General features: G+C 68.9%; 17 protein-coding genes and 1 pseudogene. 8 read left to right on the top strand and 10 right to left on the bottom strand.

What is annotated here, in order from left to right; all coding sequences use genetic code 11:
* Positions 1 to 112 precede the first annotated feature (112 nt).
* Both Q0627_RS09995 and Q0627_RS10000 read right to left on the bottom strand, forming a co-directional pair.
* Positions 113 to 472, bottom strand: coding sequence for an FKBP-type peptidyl-prolyl cis-trans isomerase (locus Q0627_RS09995; RefSeq protein WP_291015018.1), 360 nt, complete (start codon positions 470 to 472; stop codon positions 113 to 115).
* A gap of 91 nt (positions 473 to 563) precedes the next feature.
* Complete coding sequence (locus tag Q0627_RS10000; protein WP_291015015.1) at positions 564 to 1880, bottom strand: citrate synthase; 1317 nt, start codon at positions 1878 to 1880, stop codon at positions 564 to 566.
* 284 nt (positions 1881 to 2164) lie between these two features.
* Between Q0627_RS10000 and Q0627_RS10005 the strand changes: the two genes are divergently transcribed.
* Both Q0627_RS10005 and Q0627_RS10010 read left to right on the top strand, forming a co-directional pair.
* Positions 2165 to 2833, top strand: a complete 669-nt coding sequence (locus Q0627_RS10005) for an allophanate hydrolase subunit 1 (RefSeq protein ID WP_291015012.1) — start codon at positions 2165 to 2167, stop codon at positions 2831 to 2833.
* On the top strand, positions 2830 to 3702 hold the full coding sequence (locus Q0627_RS10010) for a biotin-dependent carboxyltransferase family protein (protein ID WP_291015010.1): 873 nt from the start codon (positions 2830 to 2832) through the stop codon (positions 3700 to 3702). Before Q0627_RS10005 ends, Q0627_RS10010 begins: the two co-directional genes overlap by 4 nt.
* Before the next feature lie 10 nt (positions 3703 to 3712).
* Here the strand turns inward: Q0627_RS10010 and Q0627_RS10015 are convergent, their stop codons facing one another.
* Both Q0627_RS10015 and pdxH read right to left on the bottom strand, forming a co-directional pair.
* On the bottom strand, positions 3713 to 4978 hold the full coding sequence (locus Q0627_RS10015; protein WP_291015008.1) for an MFS transporter: 1266 nt from the start codon (positions 4976 to 4978) through the stop codon (positions 3713 to 3715).
* Positions 4979 to 4980: 2 nt separating this feature from the next.
* A complete protein-coding gene (gene pdxH / locus Q0627_RS10020) occupies positions 4981 to 5745 on the bottom strand; it encodes a pyridoxamine 5'-phosphate oxidase (protein WP_298809490.1) in 765 nt (254 codons plus the stop codon).
* Between the two features lie 151 nt (positions 5746 to 5896).
* Between pdxH and Q0627_RS10025 the strand changes: the two genes are divergently transcribed.
* The 4 genes from Q0627_RS10025 to Q0627_RS10040 all read left to right on the top strand — a co-directional run bounded on the left by Q0627_RS10025 (position 5897) and on the right by Q0627_RS10040 (position 10612).
* A complete protein-coding gene (locus Q0627_RS10025; RefSeq protein WP_291015005.1) occupies positions 5897 to 7012 on the top strand; it encodes a citrate synthase 2 in 1116 nt (371 codons plus the stop codon).
* Positions 7013 to 7107: 95 nt separating this feature from the next.
* Positions 7108 to 8253, top strand: a complete 1146-nt coding sequence (serC, locus tag Q0627_RS10030; protein WP_298809438.1) for a phosphoserine transaminase — start codon at positions 7108 to 7110, stop codon at positions 8251 to 8253.
* Between the two features lie 193 nt (positions 8254 to 8446).
* Positions 8447 to 9478: a septation protein SepH gene (gene sepH / locus Q0627_RS10035; RefSeq protein WP_298809441.1), complete on the top strand. Its 1032-nt coding sequence runs from the start codon at positions 8447 to 8449 to the stop codon at positions 9476 to 9478.
* A gap of 3 nt (positions 9479 to 9481) precedes the next feature.
* Positions 9482 to 10612, top strand: coding sequence for a DUF6928 family protein (locus tag Q0627_RS10040; RefSeq protein WP_291014996.1), 1131 nt, complete (start codon positions 9482 to 9484; stop codon positions 10610 to 10612).
* 93 nt (positions 10613 to 10705) lie between these two features.
* On the opposite strand, the gene Q0627_RS10045 is transcribed toward Q0627_RS10040, so the two are convergent.
* Both Q0627_RS10045 and Q0627_RS10050 read right to left on the bottom strand, forming a co-directional pair.
* Positions 10706 to 10993 (bottom strand): DUF2537 domain-containing protein, encoded by a 288-nt coding sequence (locus Q0627_RS10045; protein WP_291014994.1) that lies wholly within the window; start codon positions 10991 to 10993, stop codon positions 10706 to 10708.
* A complete protein-coding gene (locus Q0627_RS10050; protein ID WP_298809493.1) occupies positions 10990 to 11859 on the bottom strand; it encodes an RNA methyltransferase in 870 nt (289 codons plus the stop codon). Before Q0627_RS10050 ends, Q0627_RS10045 begins: the two co-directional genes overlap by 4 nt.
* Positions 11860 to 12001: 142 nt before the next feature.
* Here Q0627_RS10050 and Q0627_RS10055 point away from each other — a divergent pair, with 142 nt between their 5' ends.
* Positions 12002 to 13276, top strand: coding sequence for a GNAT family N-acetyltransferase (locus tag Q0627_RS10055; RefSeq protein WP_324388331.1), 1275 nt, complete (start codon positions 12002 to 12004; stop codon positions 13274 to 13276).
* 220 nt (positions 13277 to 13496) lie between these two features.
* On the opposite strand, the pseudogene Q0627_RS10060 reads toward Q0627_RS10055, so the two are convergent.
* Together Q0627_RS10060 and Q0627_RS10065 are read right to left on the bottom strand one after the other, a co-directional pair.
* Positions 13497 to 13919: pseudogene (locus Q0627_RS10060) on the bottom strand (MarR family transcriptional regulator); the annotation flags it as partial.
* Between the two features lie 125 nt (positions 13920 to 14044).
* The gene (locus tag Q0627_RS10065) at positions 14045 to 15517 is read right to left on the bottom strand and encodes an NCS2 family permease (RefSeq protein ID WP_291014991.1); all 1473 of its coding nucleotides are present in this window, start codon (positions 15515 to 15517) and stop codon (positions 14045 to 14047) included.
* Positions 15518 to 15539: 22 nt separating this feature from the next.
* On the opposite strand from Q0627_RS10065, the gene Q0627_RS10070 reads away from it, so the two are divergent.
* Complete coding sequence (locus Q0627_RS10070; protein ID WP_291014989.1) at positions 15540 to 15806, top strand: DUF2530 domain-containing protein; 267 nt, start codon at positions 15540 to 15542, stop codon at positions 15804 to 15806.
* Here the strand turns inward: Q0627_RS10070 and Q0627_RS10075 are convergent.
* Complete coding sequence (locus Q0627_RS10075) at positions 15788 to 18697, bottom strand: hypothetical protein (RefSeq protein WP_298809449.1); 2910 nt, start codon at positions 18695 to 18697, stop codon at positions 15788 to 15790. The genes Q0627_RS10070 and Q0627_RS10075 overlap by 19 nt on opposite strands.
* Positions 18694 to 19506 (bottom strand): DUF3027 domain-containing protein, encoded by an 813-nt coding sequence (locus tag Q0627_RS10080; RefSeq protein ID WP_291014984.1) that lies wholly within the window; start codon positions 19504 to 19506, stop codon positions 18694 to 18696. Before Q0627_RS10080 ends, Q0627_RS10075 begins: the two co-directional genes overlap by 4 nt.
* Positions 19507 to 19589: the final 83 nt, after the last annotated feature.

Raw genomic sequence — 19589 nt, forward strand, 5'->3', positions numbered from 1 at the left:
CCTTCCCCTCCAGAGGACTTCCACCTCCAAGCGAATGCCCATGCCGGGCGTACCAGCAGAAAGTCCGTGCACCTGAGCGCACGGACTTTCCGGATGGTTCGGGCAGGGATGCTCAGCCGACACCGAGCAGGTCGATCACGAAGATCAGCGTCTTACCCGACAGCCGATGCCCGGCGCCCGCCGGACCGTAGGCCAGCGCCGGCGGCACGGTGAGGCGACGGCGACCGCCCACCTTCATGCCGGGGATACCTTCCTGCCAGCCCGGGATGAGCCGAGGCAGCGGGAAGTTCGCGGACTGGCCACGATCCCACGACGAGTCGAACTCCTCGCCGGTCTCGTACTCGACACCGACGTAGTGGACGTCGACGACGCCACCGGGCCGGGCCTCGTCGCCCTCACCGACGACCAGGTCGACGACCTGCAATTCAGCCGGTGCCGGGCCTTCGGGAAACTCCACAACGGGTTTGCTCATGAAACTCTCCTTTGAGTCGCGTTGGCGGGCGCACGAAATACGGCGCGCAAAAGAACACCACGCGCCGGGTGCGGCGCGTGGTGTCGGTGACTTATCGGGTGCTGAGGTCGACGTAGTCGCGTTCGGTGTAACCGGTGTACAACTGTCGCGGGCGGCCGATCTTGGTGGTCGGGTCCTCGTGCATCTCACGCCAGTGCGCGATCCAGCCGGGCAACCGGCCGAGCGCGAACAGCACGGTGAACATGCGGGTCGGGAAGCCCATCGCCCGGTAGATGACGCCGGTGTAGAAGTCGACGTTCGGGTACAGCCTGCGCGAGATGAAGTAGTCGTCGTGCAGGGCGACCTCTTCGAGGCCCTTGGCGATGTCGAGCAGGTCGTCCTGCACGCCGAGGGATTCGAGGATGGTGTCGGCGGTCTTCTTGACGATGGCCGCGCGCGGATCGTAGTTCTTGTACACGCGGTGCCCGAAGCCCATCAGCTTCACGCCGTCTTCTTTGTTCTTGACCTTGTCCATGAAGGCCTTGGTGTCGCCGCCGGACTGCTTGATCTCCTCGAGCATCTCCAGCACCGCCTGGTTGGCGCCGCCGTGCAGCGGGCCCCACAGGGCGTTGATGCCGCCCGAGATGGAGGTGAACAGGTTGGCCTGCGACGAGCCGACGAGCCGGACCGTGGACGTCGAACAGTTCTGCTCGTGGTCGGCGTGCAGGATGAACAGCATGTCGAGGGCCTTGGCGACCTTGGGGTCGACCTCGTACGGCTCGGCGGGGAAGCCGAAGGTCATCCGCAGGAAGTTCTCCACCAGGCTCAGCGAGTTGTCCGGGTACAGGAACGGCTGGCCCTGGGACTTCTTGTGCGCGTACGCGGCGATGGTCGGCAGCTTGGCGAGCAGCCGGATGGTGGACAGTTCGACCTGCTCCGGATCCTTCGGGTCGAGCGAATCCTGGTAGTACGCGCTGAGCGCGTTGACCGCACTCGAGAGCACCGGCATCGGGTGCGCGTTGCGCGGGAAACCGTCGAAGAAGCGCTTGAGGTCCTCGTGCAGCAGGGTGTGCCGCTGGATCTTGGTGGTGAAGTCCTCGAGCTGGGCCGGGGTGGGTAGCTCACCGTAGATCAGCAGGTAGCTGACCTCGATGAACGTCGACTTCTCGGCGAGCTGGTCGATCGGGATGCCGCGGTAGCGCAGGATGCCGGCGTCGCCGTCGATGTAGGTGATGGCCGACTTGGTGGAAGCCGTGTTGACGAAGCCGCCGTCGAAGGTGGTCAGGTTCGTCTCGGCCAGCAGCTTGCCGAGTGCGATGGAGTCGGTGCCCTCTGTTGCCTTGAGGATCGGGAGTTGCAGCTGTCCACCGGGGTAAGTGATGGAGGCCGTGTCGGTTGCCTGGTCGGCAGGGACTGTTTCAGCGGACACGCGATCCCCTTCTTGCATTGAAGTGAATTTTGTTGTGGCCCGGTGAGGACCATGGGGTACAACCTAGTCGGTATCGGGCTCACACGCCCACGGAGGGTGCGCACCCGACCTGGAAACTGTAACGGCCGACTGCGACCGTCGCTCACCGCACACCACCTTCTCGCGCACGTCCAACTCGTTTGTTCTGCTTTCATCGTGCCAGCGCCCGGGCCCACGCGCGGCCGATTGCGGTGATCCTGTGGGGATCGGGGCGGTGGCGCGACGGGCGCACTACCCTCGGCGGTATGCGTGTACTGCCCGCCGGACCCGACGCGCTGCTGCTGGATTTCGGTTCCGACGACGATCCGGCCGCCGCAGGCGAGCACGCATGGCGGGCACTGTCCGAGGCTCTGGCGGCGGGTGCGCTGCCCACGATCACAGACCTGGTGCCGGGTGCGCATACGCTGCTCGTGCAGGCCGAATCCGGTTCCGGTGTGGATGATCTCGGGGTTCGCCGCGCGTTACGGACCGCCACCGCCGCGACCGGTCGGGCCGCCGAACCCGATACCGTGACGATCCCCGTCGTCTATGACGGCGCCGACCTCGACGCCGTCGCCGCCCTCATCGGGACCGGCCCCGGCGAGGTCGCCGACATCCATCGGCGCACCCTGTGGCAGGTCCGGTTCATGGGCTTCGCACCGGGTTTCGCCTACCTGACGCCCACCGCCGGATCATCTGACGGACCGCACCCTTTCCACCGGATCGGCCGACGACCGGAATCGCGGCCCCGAGTACCGGCGGGTTCGGTGGCCATTGCCGCCGGCTACAGCGCCGTCTACCCCAGACAGAGCCCGGGCGGCTGGTACCTGTTGGGCCGCACCGGCGTCCGCCTATGGGACGAGACCGCCGACCGGCCCGCGCTGCTCGCTCCGGGCACGCTTGTGCGGTTTGCCGCCGAAGGTGATCGGCGATGACCGGACTGCAGATCCTGGCCACCGGCCCGCTCGCCACTGTGCAGGATCTCGGTCGCCCCGGCCACGCCCATCTCGGTGTACCCCGCTCGGGCGCCGCCGACCGCGGTGCACTGCGGCTGGCCAATCGTCTCGTGGGCAACTTCGAGGGCACCGCCGGAATCGAGGTGACGCTGGGCGGGTTGCGGCTGCGCACCGACGGCCGCGCGCTGGTCGCGGTGACCGGTGCGGTGGGTGCGGTGATGGTGAACGGGCGGCCCGTCGGCACCGGAGCACGGACCGAACTTCCCGCAGGCGGCGAACTGAGCATCGGTACTCCGGTCACCGGCTGCCGCAGCTACCTGGCAGTCCGCGGCGGCATCGACGTGCCGGCGGTACTCGGTTCCCGATCGACCGATGTGCTGGCCGGGCTCGGTCCGCCGCCGCTGGCGGCCGGGGACGTGTTGGCCGTCGGCCCGCCGCAGGCCGCGCTGCCGGCGGTGGCGATGGCGCCGGTCGATGCCCACCGCGACCGCATCACCGTCGTCACCCTGTTCGACGGTCCACGGCGCGAGCACCTCGCCGACCCGGCGTCGCTGACGGCGGGCATGTGGGAGGTAGGCGCCGACAGCAACCGGGTGGGGGTGCGGCTGGCCCGGCCCGGCGGCACCGCGCAGTCACCGGCCAACCATCGCCCGGACGCGGGAGAGTTGGCCTCCGAGGGCATCGCACACGGATCGGTGCAGGTACCGCCCACCGGCAACCCGGTGATCTTCCTCGCCGACCACCCGGTAACCGGCGGCTACCCGGTGGCCGGTGTGCTGTCGGCGCACAGTCTGGATGCGGTGGCGCAGCTGGTGGCCGGATCGCTGATCCGCTTCCGCACCGGCTGACGACGGACGTTCACTCTCGCCCGCCCACCCGGTACCGGATGAACGACGGGATCAGCACTGCGGCCACGAGGGTGGCCAGCACGACGCCCACCCCGCCCATCGAGGTGGCCCACGCGACGCCCACCGACGCTGCCGCCGCTCCGTGCGCGACGTCGGCGATCCGTGGACCACCCGCCACCACCACCAGGAACACGCCCTGCAACCGGCCGCGCACCTCGTCGTTGGCGGCGGCCAGCATGATCGACTGCCGGAACGCCGACGACGCCATGTCGGCGGCACCACCGATCATCAGCAGCACCAGCACCACCGGCAGGATCGGCAACGCCGAACCCCCCGAGAACGCCACGGCCACACCGGCACCGGCCACCGCGACACCCCAGATCAGGATGCACACGATCACGGCCAGACCCTGCCGCCGCACGTGGCTGACCCAACCGGAGAACACTCCGCCGAGCACCGCACCCGCCGAGATCGCGACGAACAGCAGCGCGAACGCCCAGCCGCCCTCGGCGGGGCCACCGAAGTTCTCGTGCGCCATCTGCGGGAACAGCGCCCGCGGCATACCCAGGATCATGGCGATCAGGTCGACCACGAACGAGGCGAGCAGGATCTTCTCCCGTGACAGATACCGCAGTCCGTCGATCACCGACCGCAGTCCCGCGGCCCTGGGCGCGTCGCCGTCGGGCTTCATCGACGGCAGCCGGATCACCGCGAACAGGGTGGGCAGCAGGAAGATGGTGTCCAGCAGGTACAGCAGCGGAAAGCCGAGCGCGGGGATCATCGCGCCGCCGACGAGCGGGCCGGCGATCGCACCCGCCTGCGTGACCGTCATCGACAGGCTCAGTGCCGCGGGCAGTTCGCGGGCGGGCAGCAGCCTCGGCAGGATCGCGGTCCGCGTGGGCTGGTTGACCGCGAAGAACGCCTGCTGAACGGAGAACAGCGCCAGGATCACCCACACGTTCTCGACACCGGCGGCGGCCTGCAGCCAGAACAGGGCACTGCACCCGATGAGCCCGACGGTGGTGCACACCAGCAGCATCCGGCGGTCCATCGCGTCGGCGAGCGCACCGCCCCACAACCCGAACACGACCAGCGGCACGAGCCCGAACACGCCGGTCAGCCCGACGTACGCCGAGCTCCCGGTGATCAGGTAGATCTGCGCGGGCACGGCCACGATGGTCAGCTGTGCCCCGATCACCGTCACGATGTTGGCCAGCCACAGCCGCCGGAAGTCGAGGTCCTTCAGCGGCGCGGTGTCGGCGAGAAGTCGCGCCACCCCTACGGTTGCAATCGCTGCGCGTGCCAGCCGTCGTCGGTGAGGGTTAGCCGGACCCGGTTGTGCAGCCGGTTGGCCCGGCCTTGCCAGAACTCGACGACGCGCGGCCGGATCCGGTACCCGCCCCACTGCCCGGGCACCGGAACCGGTGCGCCCGAATCGAATCCACCGAAGCCCGCAGCCACGTCGGCGGCCTTGCGTTCAAGTTCGAGGCGGCTGCCGATGGGACGCGACTGCTCCGACGCCGACGCCGACAGCTGCGATCCGCGGGGACGTTTGGCCCAGTACTCAGCGGTTTCTGCGGCGCTCACCTTCTCGACCGGTCCCCGCAGGTGCACCTGCCGTTCGAGCGCGATCCACGGGAACGTCACCGACGCGTGCGGGTGGACGGCCAGGTCATGGCCCTTGTCCGAGTCGTAGCCGGTGAAGAAGGTGATGCCGTCGGCGTCGGCGCCCTTGCACAGCACGGTGCGGGTGACGGGCAGTCCGTCGGCGTCGACGGTACCGAGCACCATCGCGTTGGGTTCGGGGATGCGGGCTTCGAGCGCCTCGTGCAGCCACACCTCGAACAGTTCGAGCCACGGCGGGTCGCCGCGCAACCAGCCCGGGTCGAGTTTCTCGCCGACACCGTCGGCACCGGCCGCCGGGAAACCTCCCCCGGGGGTGGCGGGGGTGTCGCCGCCGTATCCGACGCGCAGGTTGGACAGGTCGACACGGTACCGGCGGTCGCCGGGCCGATCGACGGGGTACCGGCGATCGCCGGGCAGATCTTCGGTCACGTAGTGGCAGGTTCCTCCGCCGCTGCGCGAGCGCCCGGACGGTGGACGTGGCTACAGTCTTGAGCAGGTGACACCGCCGCAGCCCGGCGATCAGCACAGGCCCGCGCGGCGAGGCCCCGACGTGAAGAGGTGAGGGCCGATGCCCGCGAATGTGCCCGAAGGATTTTCCGCCGGACTCGAGGGCGTCGTCGCCTTCACCACCGATATCGCCGAACCCGACAAAGACGGCGGCAACCTCCGCTACCGCGGCGTCGACATCGAGGACCTCGTCGAGAACAAGGTCACCTTCGCCGACGTGTGGGCGCTGCTCGTCGACGGAAAATTCGGCGACGGCCTGCCCCCGGCCGAACCGTTCCCGCTGCCCATCCACACCGGCGACGTCCGCGTCGACGTGCAGGCGGCACTGGCGATGCTGGCCCCGATCTGGGGCTATCGACCGCTCCTGGACATCGACGACGCCACCGCCCGCGACAATCTGGCGCGGGCCTCGGTGATGGCGCTGTCTTATGTGGCGCAGTCGGCCCGCGGCATCCATCAGCCGGCGGTGCCGCAGCACATCATCGACGACTGCGACACCGTCACCGCCCGGTTCATGACCCGATGGCAGGGCGATCCCGACCCCCGGCATGTCGCGGCCATCGACGCCTACTGGGTCAGCGCCGCCGAACACGGTCTCAACGCGTCGACGTTCACCGCCCGCGTCATCGCCTCCACGGGCGCCGACGTCGCGGCGTCGTTGTCGGGGGCGATCGGCGCGATGTCAGGTCCGCTGCACGGCGGGGCGCCCGCCCGGGTGCTGCCGATGATCGAGGAGGTCGAGCGCTCCGGCGATGCCCGCGCGCTGGTCAAGGGCATCCTCGACCGCAAGGAGAAGCTGATGGGATTCGGGCACCGGGTGTACCGGGCCGAGGATCCCCGCGCCCGGGTATTGCGCCGCACCGCACGAGAACTCGGCGTGCCCCGGTACGAGGTGGCCGCCGCCCTCGAACAGGCCGCGCTCACCGAACTGCGTGAACGCCGTCCCGACCGCGCCATCGAGACCAACGTCGAATTCTGGGCGGCGGTGATCCTCGACTTCGCCGAGGTGCCCACGCACATGATGCCCGCGATGTTCACCTGCGGACGCACCGCCGGCTGGTGCGCGCACATCCTCGAACAGAAACAACTCGGCAAACTGGTACGGCCCGCGGCCGTCTACACCGGTCCCGGTCCGCGCCGCCCCGAGGACGTCGACGGCTGGGTGCCGCGCCCATAGTCGCGACCCGCCGCGAGGTATCGGTCGTGCTTTACCACATCGACGGGGAACCACGTGAGCAAGTGGTCCCCGCCACACCGGTAAACTGCATCGTCATGAGCGAAACCGCCACCGCACCTATCACCATCCCCGCCGACCTGCTGCCGTCCGACGGACGTTTCGGCTGCGGACCGTCCAAGGTCCGTCCCGAGCAGTTGCAGTACCTCGTCGACACGGGGTCGTCGGTGTTCGGCACCAGCCACCGGCAGGCTCCGGTGAAGAACGTGGTGGGTGCGATCCGCGAAGGCCTGGCCCAGCTGTTCTCGCTGCCCGAGGGCTACGAGGTCGTGCTGTCCAACGGCGGTACTACCGCGTTCTGGGACGCTGCCGCGTTCGGACTGATCGAGCGTCGCTCGCTGCACCTGACCTACGGTGAGTTCAGCTCCAAGTTCGCCACCGTGTCCAAGAAGGCGCCGTTCCTCGACGCACCCGCGGTGATCTCCACCGACCCGGGCACCGCCCCCGACCCGGCCGCCCTGACCGCCGACGACTTCGGCGGCGCCGACCTGATCGGCTGGGCCCACAACGAGACGTCGACCGGCGTGGCCGTGCCGGTGCTGCGCCCGGCCGGGTCCGAGGACTCGCTGGTGGCCATCGACGCGACCTCCGGTGCCGGCGGTCTGCCGGTGAACGTCGCCGACGCCGACGTCTACTACTTCGCCCCGCAGAAATGCTTCGCCGCCGACGGCGGTATCTGGGTGGCCCTGATGAGCCCCAAGGCGCTCGAACGCATCGAGAAGATCGCCCAGACCGACCGGTGGGTGCCCGAGTTCCTGTCGCTGCCCACGGCGGTGGACAACAGCTCCAAGAACCAGACCTACAACACCCCGGCGCTGGCGTCGCTGCTGCTGTTCGGCAACCAGATCGACTGGATGCTGGGTAACGGCGGCCTCGACTGGTGTGTCTCGCGTACCGCCGACTCCAGCAAGCGCCTGTACGACTGGGCCGACGCCAGCGAATACGCCACCCCGTTCGTCCCCGATCCGGCGCTGCGCAGCCAGGTCGTGGGCACCATCGACTTCTCCGACGACGTCGACGCGGCGGCCGTCGCCAAGGCGTTGCGCGCCAATGGCGTGGTCGACACCGAGCCGTACCGCAAGCTGGGCCGCAACCAACTGCGCATCGGCATGTTCCCGGCGATCGAACCCGACGACATCACCGCACTGACCCGGTGCATCGACCACGTCGTCGGCAAGCTCTGAGAGTTACGTTCTGCCACACTGGCATCGCCCGATACCTGTAGCATCAGCTATCACTGGCATCGCAGGCGGATAACGGGTTTTCGCGTGTCATCGGGCATCGAAACCGGCGGTCTGATCTAGGGTCTGATTCAGGCTGTGCCCGGTGCCTGTTCTCAGGGTCATACCGGTACTCAGGGTCACGGAGGAGGAGCAGATGCGTGAACTCCGCGTCGTCGGTGTCGACACCGACGGCAAACGTGTCATCTGCCAGGATCCCGACACCACCGAGCGGTTCGCGATCGTCGCCGACGAGCGACTGCGGGCCGCCGCCCGCGGCGATCTCTCCCGGCTGGGCCAGATCCAGATCGAGATGGAGAGTTCGCTGCGGCCGCGCGAGATCCAGGCCCGCATCCGCGGCGGTGCGAGCGTCGCCGAGGTGGCCGCGATCGCCGGTGTCACCATCGAACGGATCGAGCGCTTCGCGCATCCGGTGCTGCTCGAACGGCAACGCGCCACCGAGTTGGCCGCGCAGTCGCATCCGCTCCGGGAGGACGGCCCGTCCAAGTCCACGCTCTCCGAGGCGGTCGCCGAGGCATTCTCCGCGTTCGGTTACAGCTCCACCGAAATCGACTGGGACGCCTGGAAGGGCGACGACGGCGAGTGGGTCATCCAGCTCATGTGGCTGGTGGGGCACACCGACTTCTACGCCCACTGGCGGTACCGGCCCGGATCGCACGGCGGCATCACCGATCCCAAGCAGAAGCCGGCATACGAGATCACCCACCCGGAACTGATCACACCGCGGCCGAGACTGTCGCCGGTGGTGGTCGGGCAGTCGGCGCAGCCCGACACGCTGCCGGCGGCATTCGCCGATCAACCGCAGCAGGTGTCACCCGACCCGGCAGCCCCGATCGTGCCGCTCGTGGCCGACGTCGCCGCACACGACGATGCGTGCCCGGAGCCCGGGCCGATGGGCGGTGACGGGGTGACCGGGGGTGCGGCACCCGACATCACCGATTCCGAAGACCACGAGGAGCCCGTGCACGATGCCCTTCAGGACGATGACCGTCACGACGCCGCCCATCGGGACACCGCTCATCAAGACGCCGCTCATCAGGACCCCGCCCATCACGACGATGCCCACAGCAACGACGTCGCTGTGAAACCTCGACGCAGGTCCCGCACTCCATCGGTCCCGGCCTGGGAGGACGTCCTGCTGGGCGTCCGCGGCAACGGGCACAGCTGAGCCGTGTCCGCCCGCGCCACAGCCGTCTGGTTCATCGACACACCGGACGCCACGGTCCGTATCCGCCAAGGCCTCGTCAACAATGCCGACGACGCCGGCGCGCTCGTCGCGCCGATCTACGACGACAAGGTGCTGGTCCCCGCCGTCGAGACAGACCTGGCCACAGCCGCTGAGCTTGCCGAATCGGACCCCGATTCGATGGTGTACGTCGGCTCCTACGGTGGCCTGGCCGTCGTCATGTCCTCCCGGTTCGCCACCGCCCGCCCGTCGACGCTCACGTGCACGATCTCGGCCATGCGCCGCAGTTCCGTGGTGACCTTGCTGCACACCGACCCCGACACCGCGCTGGGCTGCTTCGCCCGGTGGGAGAACGGCACGCTGCGCCGATCGTTCGCGGCCGACCCCGTGGACATCCATCAGGACGAAGGCATCCCGTTCGTGTTCGAGCGGCCGTTCTGGGCGGGCGAATGCCCGATCTACTATGCGCCAGGCACCCAGCCGGAGCTGATGGCGTTGCCGTTCCACCCCCAGGAACTCGCCGAGCAGGCCAACCGTGACTGGCTCGGCTTCCGCTTCACGCACCCGCTCGCCGACACCGACAGCGATCCGGAGTCGATCCCGGTGGTCGGTTTCCGGATCCATCCGGCCGGTTACGTCCCGACCGAGGACGATGTGGTGACGTCCGTCCCACCGCAACGGACACAGGTTCCCGATGATTCCGACATCGTGACGGCCCCGCTCGCATCGCAGGCGCCGGTGCCCGTTGCGTTCGACCCCATGACGTTCGACCCCGCGACATTCGACCCCGCGACAGCCGGCCCCATGACAGCCGACCTCATGACATCGGGGGATCCCATGACGTCCGGGGACCCTATGGGATCAGGGGACTTCGTCTCCCAACCCGCGCTCCAACTGCCGACTTCGGTGTATGCCGACCCCGTGACCGCCCCCCTCGCGCCGGTCCTCCGGGCGGCCGGCCTCATGACCGCCGCACCCGCACGATCGGTCACGGTTGCCGTGGTACCGGCCGGCGAGCCGGAGCTGGAGCCGGAGCGGGAGCCGCGGGGTTCGGTCCGGGCACCCAGAGTCGGCATCGGCAAGCGCATCGGCCAGTATTTCGGCTTCGGTCTCTAGAGGCCCGGTCTCTAGGGGCCCGGTCTCCAGGAGAGCGGTCTTCAGGACAGTCACGGGCGCGGGTGCGCGATGACGGTCAGTTCGGGATGAAAGTCAGTGCGGAACGAAGGTGAGTACCACGCCGGCCCCGAGCCCGGCGAGCAGTCCCACGTAGCTGCCGGCGACCAGCCACCGCCAGACCGGCCGCAGCCGTAGGTCCCACAGCGTCCACGCGATGCCTACCGCCACGACTGCCGTCGCGATCCAGCCGAGCCACCACCGGATACCGCCGATGAGGTCGTTGATCCCCACGAGCAGACAGGCGCTGAACAACGCCAGCGCGGTGGCGACGAGTAGGCCCAGCGCCCACGGTGTCGGTTCGGGCGGTGGCGCGACACTCATCGCCCGGCCCTCACCCGTTCGTAGAATGCGATGGCGGCGGCGGTGGCCACGTTGAGGGAGTCGGTGCCCCGCGACATCGGGATACGTGCCCGGATGTGACTGGCCCGCATCGCGGCCCGCGTCAGGCCGGGCCCCTCGGCCCCCACCAGGAACGCGACCTTGTCCCGCGGCGCGCCGGTCGCCGGATCGATCAATGCCCGCGCGAGATCGGGCGAGGACGGCTCGGGAGTCAGCGACAACGTCTGAAAACCGTTCTCGTGCAATATGTCCAACCCACCCGGCCAGTCGGTGAAAGCCGTGAACGGCACGAGCAGCGCATGCCCCATCGACACCCGGACACAACGCCGGTACAGGGGGTCGGCACACCCGGCCCCGAACAGCACGGCGTCGACGCCGAGACCCGCGGCATTGCGGAAGATGCTGCCGATGTTCTCGTGGTCGTTGACGCCTTCGAGCACCGCGACGGTCCGCGCACCCACCAGCACGTCGGCCACATCAAGGACGTGCGGGACATCAAGGACGTGCGGTCTGCGGGCCACCGCGAGCACGCCGCGGTTGAGGTGGAACCCGACGACCTGCGCCATGACGTCGGCGCTCGCCCGGTAGAACGGCACCCCGGCCAGCGACGGGTCACGCAGATCAGCGGCCAGCTCATGTAACCGCTTGTCGACACCGAGGAAGGCGTGCGGCGCGAATCGCGAGGCGATCATCCGCTGCGCGACCAGCACCCCTTCGGCGATCACCAGTCCCTTGCCGACGCGACCGCCCGGCAGTGCGGGCAGATCCGGCCGGCGGTCCACGGAGTTCAGGTCCCGGAAGTCGTCGACGCGCAGGTCGCCGGGGTCGTCGATGTCGACGACGGTCACCGAGAGACCGTCGGGGACGAGCGCTCTGTCGACGGCTGCGGATTCGGCGTCCGGGGACTCGGTATCTGGGGACTCGGCATCTGGGAACGACACGCGGTCAAGTCTGCCAAATCCACTTGACATGCTGTGACACCGTGGAGTGGTGAGTACTTCGAACCCGGCATTCCCCTTCGAGCTGCGCCGCGCCACCGACGACGACTGGCCGGACATCTTCGTCGCCGACGCACGGGCCTTCCTGCAACAAGGCCCGATGCCGGAGTCCGATCGGGCCTCCGTGCGCGGAATGTACGGCAACGACGATGTAGTCGTCGTGCGAGATCCGGCGATCACGGCCGGCCAGTCGCTGGCCGGCGTCGCCACCTTCGAGCGCTTGCAGATCACCGTGCCCGGTCCTGATCAACCGGTCGTGCGGGCTGCCGGCCTCACCTGGGTGTCGGTGGCCTCGACGCATCGGCGCCGGGGCATCCTGCGGGCGATGATGAGTGATCTGTTCGACCAGTGGGAGTCCGAAGAGTATCCGTTGGCCGCGCTCATCGCGTCGGAGGCGACCATCTACGAGCGCTATGGTTTCGGCCCGGCCACGTTCACCGATTCGTATCGGATCGAGATCGAGAAGGCTCAGCTACGGGCGGAGGCCGATACCTCGGGTACCACTCCCGTCGTCTACGCCGCGCCGGGAGATATCGCGAAAGTGCTTCCCGTTCTGCATGACCGGTGGGCACGAACGCGACCCGGCGCGGTCCATCGGAACGAGAACCGATGGCGGAACATATTCCGTATCGTCCCGGATACGGACACACCGGCGCCAAGCACAGAGGCCGTGCACGTACTGTTGCATCAGGACGGCTATGCGCGCTACAGCGTCGCCGACGACCCCGCGGCATCCCGCACGGTCCGCATCGTCCGCGCCGATGTCTTCGATTTCGTCGCGGTCACCGATGAGGCGCATCGCGAACTATGGCGGGTGTTGCTCAATCTCGACCTGGTGAGCACTGTGGACGTTCAGCTCCCCACCGACGACCCGTTGCCGCTGGCTGTGACCGATCTTCGGCCGGTGGCGCGGGAGACACGTGGCGACGCGATGTGGCTGCGGATTCTCGACATTCCGGCGGCCCTGACGCTGCGTGGCTACCGCGGCGATCTCGACGTGGTGATCGACATCGAGGACCCATTCCGTGGCCGCGGGGGCACGTTCGGCCTCCAGGTGACCGACGGAGTCGCACAGGTTGCCCCGTCGACGGCCGAACCCGATGTGCGCATGGATATCGCGGTACTGGGTTCGATCTATCTGGGCGCGATCGCACCGTCGGCGATGGCGGCCGCCGGAAGGCTGTGGACGGCCGGTCCGGACATCACCGCAGCACTGGATCGGGCGTGGGCCACCGATCGGGCACCGTTCGCGGGCACCTACTTCTGATCTGATCGGCCGGGGTTCTGATCGGCCGGTTGTCTGACGCCCGATCGGCACGGGTGCCGGTCGAGTGTCAGGCGACCGGATCTCAGGCGACCGGAACTATGACGGGTACCGGCGGCGGGACCGCACCCATCGCCGCGCGTGGCGCGATCTCGTCCACCGCGCGAGGCGCGATCTCATCCACCGCGCGGGGCGCGTTCTCATCAATGTCGTCGGCGCTGTGGATGATCTTGTCCATGATGCCGACCACCCGGTGCAGCGCGTCGCGCTCCTCGGTGGTGAGTTCGGCGAGCCGCCGGCTGAGCCATTCCTCGCGCGCGGCGAGTTCTTCGGCGATCGCGTCGGCTCCGCGAGCGGCCAGCGACACGATGGCCTGCCGTCCGTCGGTCGGGTGCGGTTCCCTCTTGACCATGCCGAGCTCGGCCAGTGAGGCGATCACCCGGGTCATCGACGGGGGCTGTACCCGTTCGGCCATGGCGAGCGCACCCGGTGTCATCGGACCCTCGTGGTGCAGGGTGCTCAACGCCGACAGCTGGGTCAGGGACACGGACTTGGCTCCGCGACGGCCCCGCAGGCGACGAGCCAGCCTGACCACAACCAACGACAGATCGCCCGGCAACCGGTCGACATCGTAAATCTCGTTCACGCTGACAGACTAATCGACAACGTGGATGCAACGTATTAAAGAATCAGGCCGGGTGGGTATTTAGCCCAGATAAGGGACCAAGGACCCACGACACGCCACAAACTTGTAGTCCGTACGGGTGATTGCTAATCGAAAAGATTTGAGATTGGTTCGCGGACAAAGTAAAGCACGAACACCGCCGCCACCAGCCACAGCAGCGGATGCACCGCTTTCGCCTTGCCCGACGCGGCCGCCAGCACCACCCAGCTGACAAATCCGACACCGATTCCGTTGGCGATCGAATAGGTGAACGGCATCGTCACGATCGTCAGGAAACATGGCAGCGCAATGTCGAACCGTGTGAAGTCTATATTGCGCACCTGAGAAATCATCATTCCACCCACCACAACGAGTGACGGCGCCACCGCCTCAAGCGGAATGATGCTGTAAATCGGTGTCAAGAACATCGCCACGAGGAACAGAGCACCGGTGACGACATTGGCGAGTCCGGTGCGCGCGCCCTCGGCGATACCCGACGCGGACTCGACGAAAACCGTGTTGGACGAGGCCGACGCCGCACCGCCGACCACCGCGCCCGAGCCCTCGACGATCAACGCCCGGCCGATACCCGGCAGGGCGCCGTCCTTGTCGGCGAGGCCCGCCTCCTGCCCGAGCCCGGTCATCGTGCCCATGGCGTCGAAGAAGTTCGACAGCACCAGCGCGAACACCAGCGCACACGCGGCGAACACCGAGATCTGACTGAACGCCCCGAACAGATCGACCTCGCCGACCAGACTCAGATCCGGCAGACCGCCCACGCTGTCGGGGATCGAAGGAACCGACAGACTCCAGCCGCCCTTCTCCGTGGCCCCGGACCCGAAGTCGAACACCGACTCGACGACCACCGACACCACGGTCATGATCGCGATGCCCAGCAGCAGGCCGCCGGGAACCCGCCACACCACCAGCGCGGCCATCAGCAGCACGCCGACGACGAAGATCAGCGTCGGCACCGTGGCGATCGAATTGCCCTCCGTGCCCAACTGCACGGGCACCGTCGTGTTGGCGGCGTCGGGAACACGGTGGACGAATCCGGCGTCGACCATCCCGACGAATGCGATGAAACACCCGATACCGGCCGCGATCGCCGCCTTGAGTTCGGTCGGCACGGCGTTGAACACGGCAGTGCGGAATCCGGTGGCCGCCAGCACGACGATGATGATGCCGTCGATCACCACCAGGCCCATCGCCGCCGGCCACGACATCTGCGGGGCGATGGTCACCGCGAGCAGGCTGTTGATGCCCAGACCCGCGGCCAGCGCGAACGGATAGTTCGCGACGATGCCGAAGATGATCGACATGACGCCCGCGACCAGCGCGGTGACCGCGGCTACCTGATCTAGTTGCAGGAAGTGCCCATTGGCGTCGGTGTTGTGCTCACCGCCGATGATGATCGGGTTGAGCACCACGATGTAGGCCATCGTGAAGAAGGTGACAAGACCGCCGCGGACCTCGCGGCTCAGCGTCGACCCCCGTTCACTGATCTTGAAGAACCTGTTGAGAGCGCCGGTACCGGACCCTGCCGGTGTCGGGGCGCCGAGCGCAGACGAGTCAGCCACAGCAGAAAGTTACCCTGAACCCATGGCCGTCGCACCCGACTCCCCCGAGTCCACAGAGATCCCCGAACTGCCGGAAAAGCTGCGCGCTCCGGGGCCCGTGATCGTCGCCGGAATGGTGGCCTGGCTCGTGGCGACGATCGTCGTGGCCGTCACCGGTGCGGGTTCCGACCGGGCGCTCACCGTGTGTCTGGTGGGGCTCGGCGTCGGTGTGCTCGGCATCGTCATCGTGACGGTGCAGCGCGGCGCGGTACGCCGGGGCGCCAAGGGCGCTCAGGTTGGCCTGGACTGAGACACCGACCCACCCACCAGCCCCGCTGCGGCCGGTAGATGGGTGATACCGCGGTCGTCGACCCACCACGCCACGGTGTGCTCGGCGCCGGTGTCGCGCATGCGTACCCGCACCCGCCCGTGCACCCTGACCTCGCCGTGGCCCGGCACCCGGCCGGTGGCCGCCGCGAACGCGACCGCCGCGCCGTCGTCCCACGTCGCCGCGGTGCCCTCGCCGACCACGTCGGCCCGCTGACGCTCCGATGCCAGGCCGATGTCGAGGATGTCGGCGAGCAACTCCGCGGCGTCGGCATCCACCGGCAGCCCGCACAGCACGGCCGAGGACGGCTCGGTCACCCCGACCAGCCACGGCCGGTCGACGACGACGCCGTCCCGGCCGGCGGACCCGTCGATTCTGCGCACCCCCGCCGGCACGTCGAGGTCGTCGACGGTGAACACACCCGACGAGCAGGCCGCCACGACGTCGGCATGGGCGCGGATCGCCACGCCCGGGCTGACCGCCCGGGCCGGGTCGGCCAGCCGGTCGAGCACCAGCTGCGCGTCGGCCGCCGATTCGATGACGCCGCCGAGTGCGGATGCCAACAGGTCGGCATGCGGATGGTCGAGCGGGTCGAGCACCCCGGCCAGCCGCGGGTCGTCGGGCGCCCGATAGTCGCCGAGACGAAGGCCGCCGACGACGGCGTTGCGGCGCAACCACCATGCCGTGTAGCCGTCGCGGTCGGACAGCAGCGGCGCCGTGCGTCCGTCGGTCGCCAGCAGCGTCAGCGCCGCCGGCCACCTGTCGGGGTCGACGAGGTCGAGGTCGCGGACGGCCCGCAACGTCTGCGGCGGCTCCGGCTGCGCGTCCCACCAGAGGTCCTCGTCGGGCAGATCGTGGTCGGCGGCCACCGGCATGTCGTCGGTGACGATCAGGAACCCCCAGCCCGCGCCCAGCCTGCGCAGTGTCGCCACACCGTGCTCGGCCACGAACTCCGGGTCGACGGAGCCGAACGGCGAGTCCTCGTCGAGGACCTGTGCGAGCGGGCTGCCCGGTAGCAGCAGTTCGTCGGCGCACACCCATTCGCCGCCGGAATCGGGCAACGGCAGGGCCGCCAGCCATTCGGGGGCGACGACGTCCGGGTCGGCGGCGAGAACCCCGAGAACCTCGGCCACCACGGTGTCGGTGTCGGCCTCGTACGGATCGTCGGCGCACGCCTGCACGGCGGCCCGCAGCTCCGGCAGGTCAAGCAGTTCGACGATCGAGATCACCTGTGCACCAAGACGTTCCAGGAGCGGATGGACCGCCTGCCGGTCCGGGGTGGCGATCCAGGACGCCCGGGTGCCCGATACCTGCGGGATCAACAGCCCACGGGCGCCGAAGTTGAGTCGTCCGTCGGCCCGTGGCACCGGCAACGCACCGAGCGACTCGGCCTCGTCGGGACCGGACACCAACGGCGACAGCGCATCATAGAGCCGCCACCACCACCGCGGGGGTCGCTGGGCTCCCGCGAGACGGTCGGCGATATCGGCCAGACCGATCTCGGCGACACCCGCCGCGCGCAACCCGGGAAGATGGGCCGGTCCCGAGATATCCACGGACGCAAGGCCACCCATCAGATCACCGAGAACGTCGGCGAGCGGCTCGGTGAGGTCGGCGAACACCTCGGCCCGCCGGGGCGATACGTCACCGTCGGCGACGGTGGGCAACCAGCTGCCCGCCGCCACCTCGGCGAGTACCGCACCGGTCAACGCGGCGTCGATATCGTTGCGCGCCAACCCTACTCGTGGAACCAATACCGGCCGGGCGGCCCGCGGCAGCGCCCGCATCAGCGCCACGTAGCCGTCGGCGATCCCGGTCAGGTCGGCGTCCGGATGCACTCGACGGCGATCCGGTGTCAACACAAGATCGGTGATACACCTTGCGGGCAAGGACAATTCGATGTCGGTAGGGGTCGGCGCCCGGAGTACGTCGCCGTCAGCGGGCACCGCCGCACCGGCCGCGTCCAGCTCCACCAGCCACGCCGCACTCCGCCCGGTGGACACCAGCCACGAACGTTCTCGCCCGCCGGCGGACCGCACCGTGGCTACCTCGACCCCCGGCTCGTCCGGATGCGGGCGCCGGTCGATGACGAATCCGGTTCCGGCGATGTCGATCTGGGCGAGCGCGGACAGTTCGAGCAGCAGATCCGGTGCTTCCGACATCATCCCGGCGATCAGCGCCGCAGGGTCGAGCCCGGCACGCACCGACAGCACGAGTTCGGTGTCGAAGCCGTCGGCCGGCGGCACCTGCGACGGCCACGCCAGTCGCAGCAACGGCACCCGTTGGGCCGTCAGACCGTCGGCGGCACCGAGACCGGTGATCTGCTGCCAGCTACGGTCCCGGTCGAAGACCACCGAACCCGAACGTGACCGGATCTCGACGGTGTCGGCAACCGCCGCCGTGGCCGTGAACCCGACGCCGAACCGGCCGACCACCGGCAACGAATCCCCGCCGGCACCATGCGGCTGATCGGCCACTGAGCTGTCCATGTGGCTGTCGGGGTGAGTGGCCGATACTCCCTGTTTGGCCGATACTCCCTGTTTGGCCGATACTCTCAGGGCCGTCAGCGAACGCACCCCCGCCGCCGACAGCGGTTCACCGGTGTTGGCCACGTGCAACTCACGTCCGGTCAGCCAGACCGCGACGGTGCCCGGTACCCCCGCAGCCGCTGCGGCGTCGGCACCGTTGGCGGCGAGTTCGGTGAACAGCCGGTCGCGGTAGCCGACCGATACCAGATCGGATTCGGCGGCACTGTCCTCGAGTAGCCGGGTCGGCGACACCTGCCACGACTCGCAGATCGCCGCACGCAACCGCGCGGTACCGAACGGATCGGAACCCGGCCCGAACGGATCGGCCGTGTCGCCCGCGCTCACTCTGCGGCGACGCGGACCGGGGTCTGCTCGATGGCGGCCTGGCGCGCCGCGGTGGACACGATCTCCACCGCACCGTCGTCATAGGCCTCGAACGCGGGCGACCCGGCGCCGCGCGGCGCGGGGATGTCCGAATGCGCGCCGCAACCGTACTCGGCGGAGACCACCCGCCCGTCGGCCGAGTACTCGTTGGCGCACACGCCGAAGCCCGCCCGCAACGCACCCGACAACGGAACGTAGAAGCCGCACGAGCAGCACGAATGATTGGCCGCCAGCGCCATCGCGGCCGTCGGCCCGAACTCGCCGTCGTACCAGCGCTGCGCCGCGTCGTCACGGCCCTCCCGGCTGAGCAGCCTGCTGCGGCCCAGACCCAGCTCGCCGATGGCCTGCGCGACATCGTCCGGATCGGTCGACTCGCTCTCGGCGCGGAACTCATCCCCGGTATCGACTTGACCCGGCACCAGCCGGGGGTCGTCGGGTTCGGCCGCCAGGACGTCGCCGGGGGTGAGATCGCCCGCGACGACCCGCTCGTTCCACGGCACCCAGGCCGGGGCCAGCAGCGAATCGGTGCCCGGCAGCAGCGCGATCTCACTGACCGTGATCTCCTCGGACCCGGGAGCGCCGGCCAGCACCACGCACCACTGCCAGCCCCGATACCCCACCAGATCAGCCTCGAAGTAGTGGGCGACGGCCCAAGGGCCCTCGGCGTCGGCACCCCGATGCGCACCGGGCTGCGCGCCGTCGTCGATCAGCGCATCCCGTGCCTGAGCAACAGCGTCGAGGAGCCGGTCACCACCACTTGGAAGAGTCACTGTTCCAGTGTGCAATACGGACGGGTCCGCGTTCCACTCGCCGCCCGACCGCGCCTCCCCACAGCGACACACCGATAGGGAAC

Origin of the sequence: uncultured Gordonia sp., assembly GCF_937858515.1 — a bacterium.
Classification (GTDB): Bacteria; Actinomycetota; Actinomycetes; order Mycobacteriales; family Mycobacteriaceae; genus Gordonia.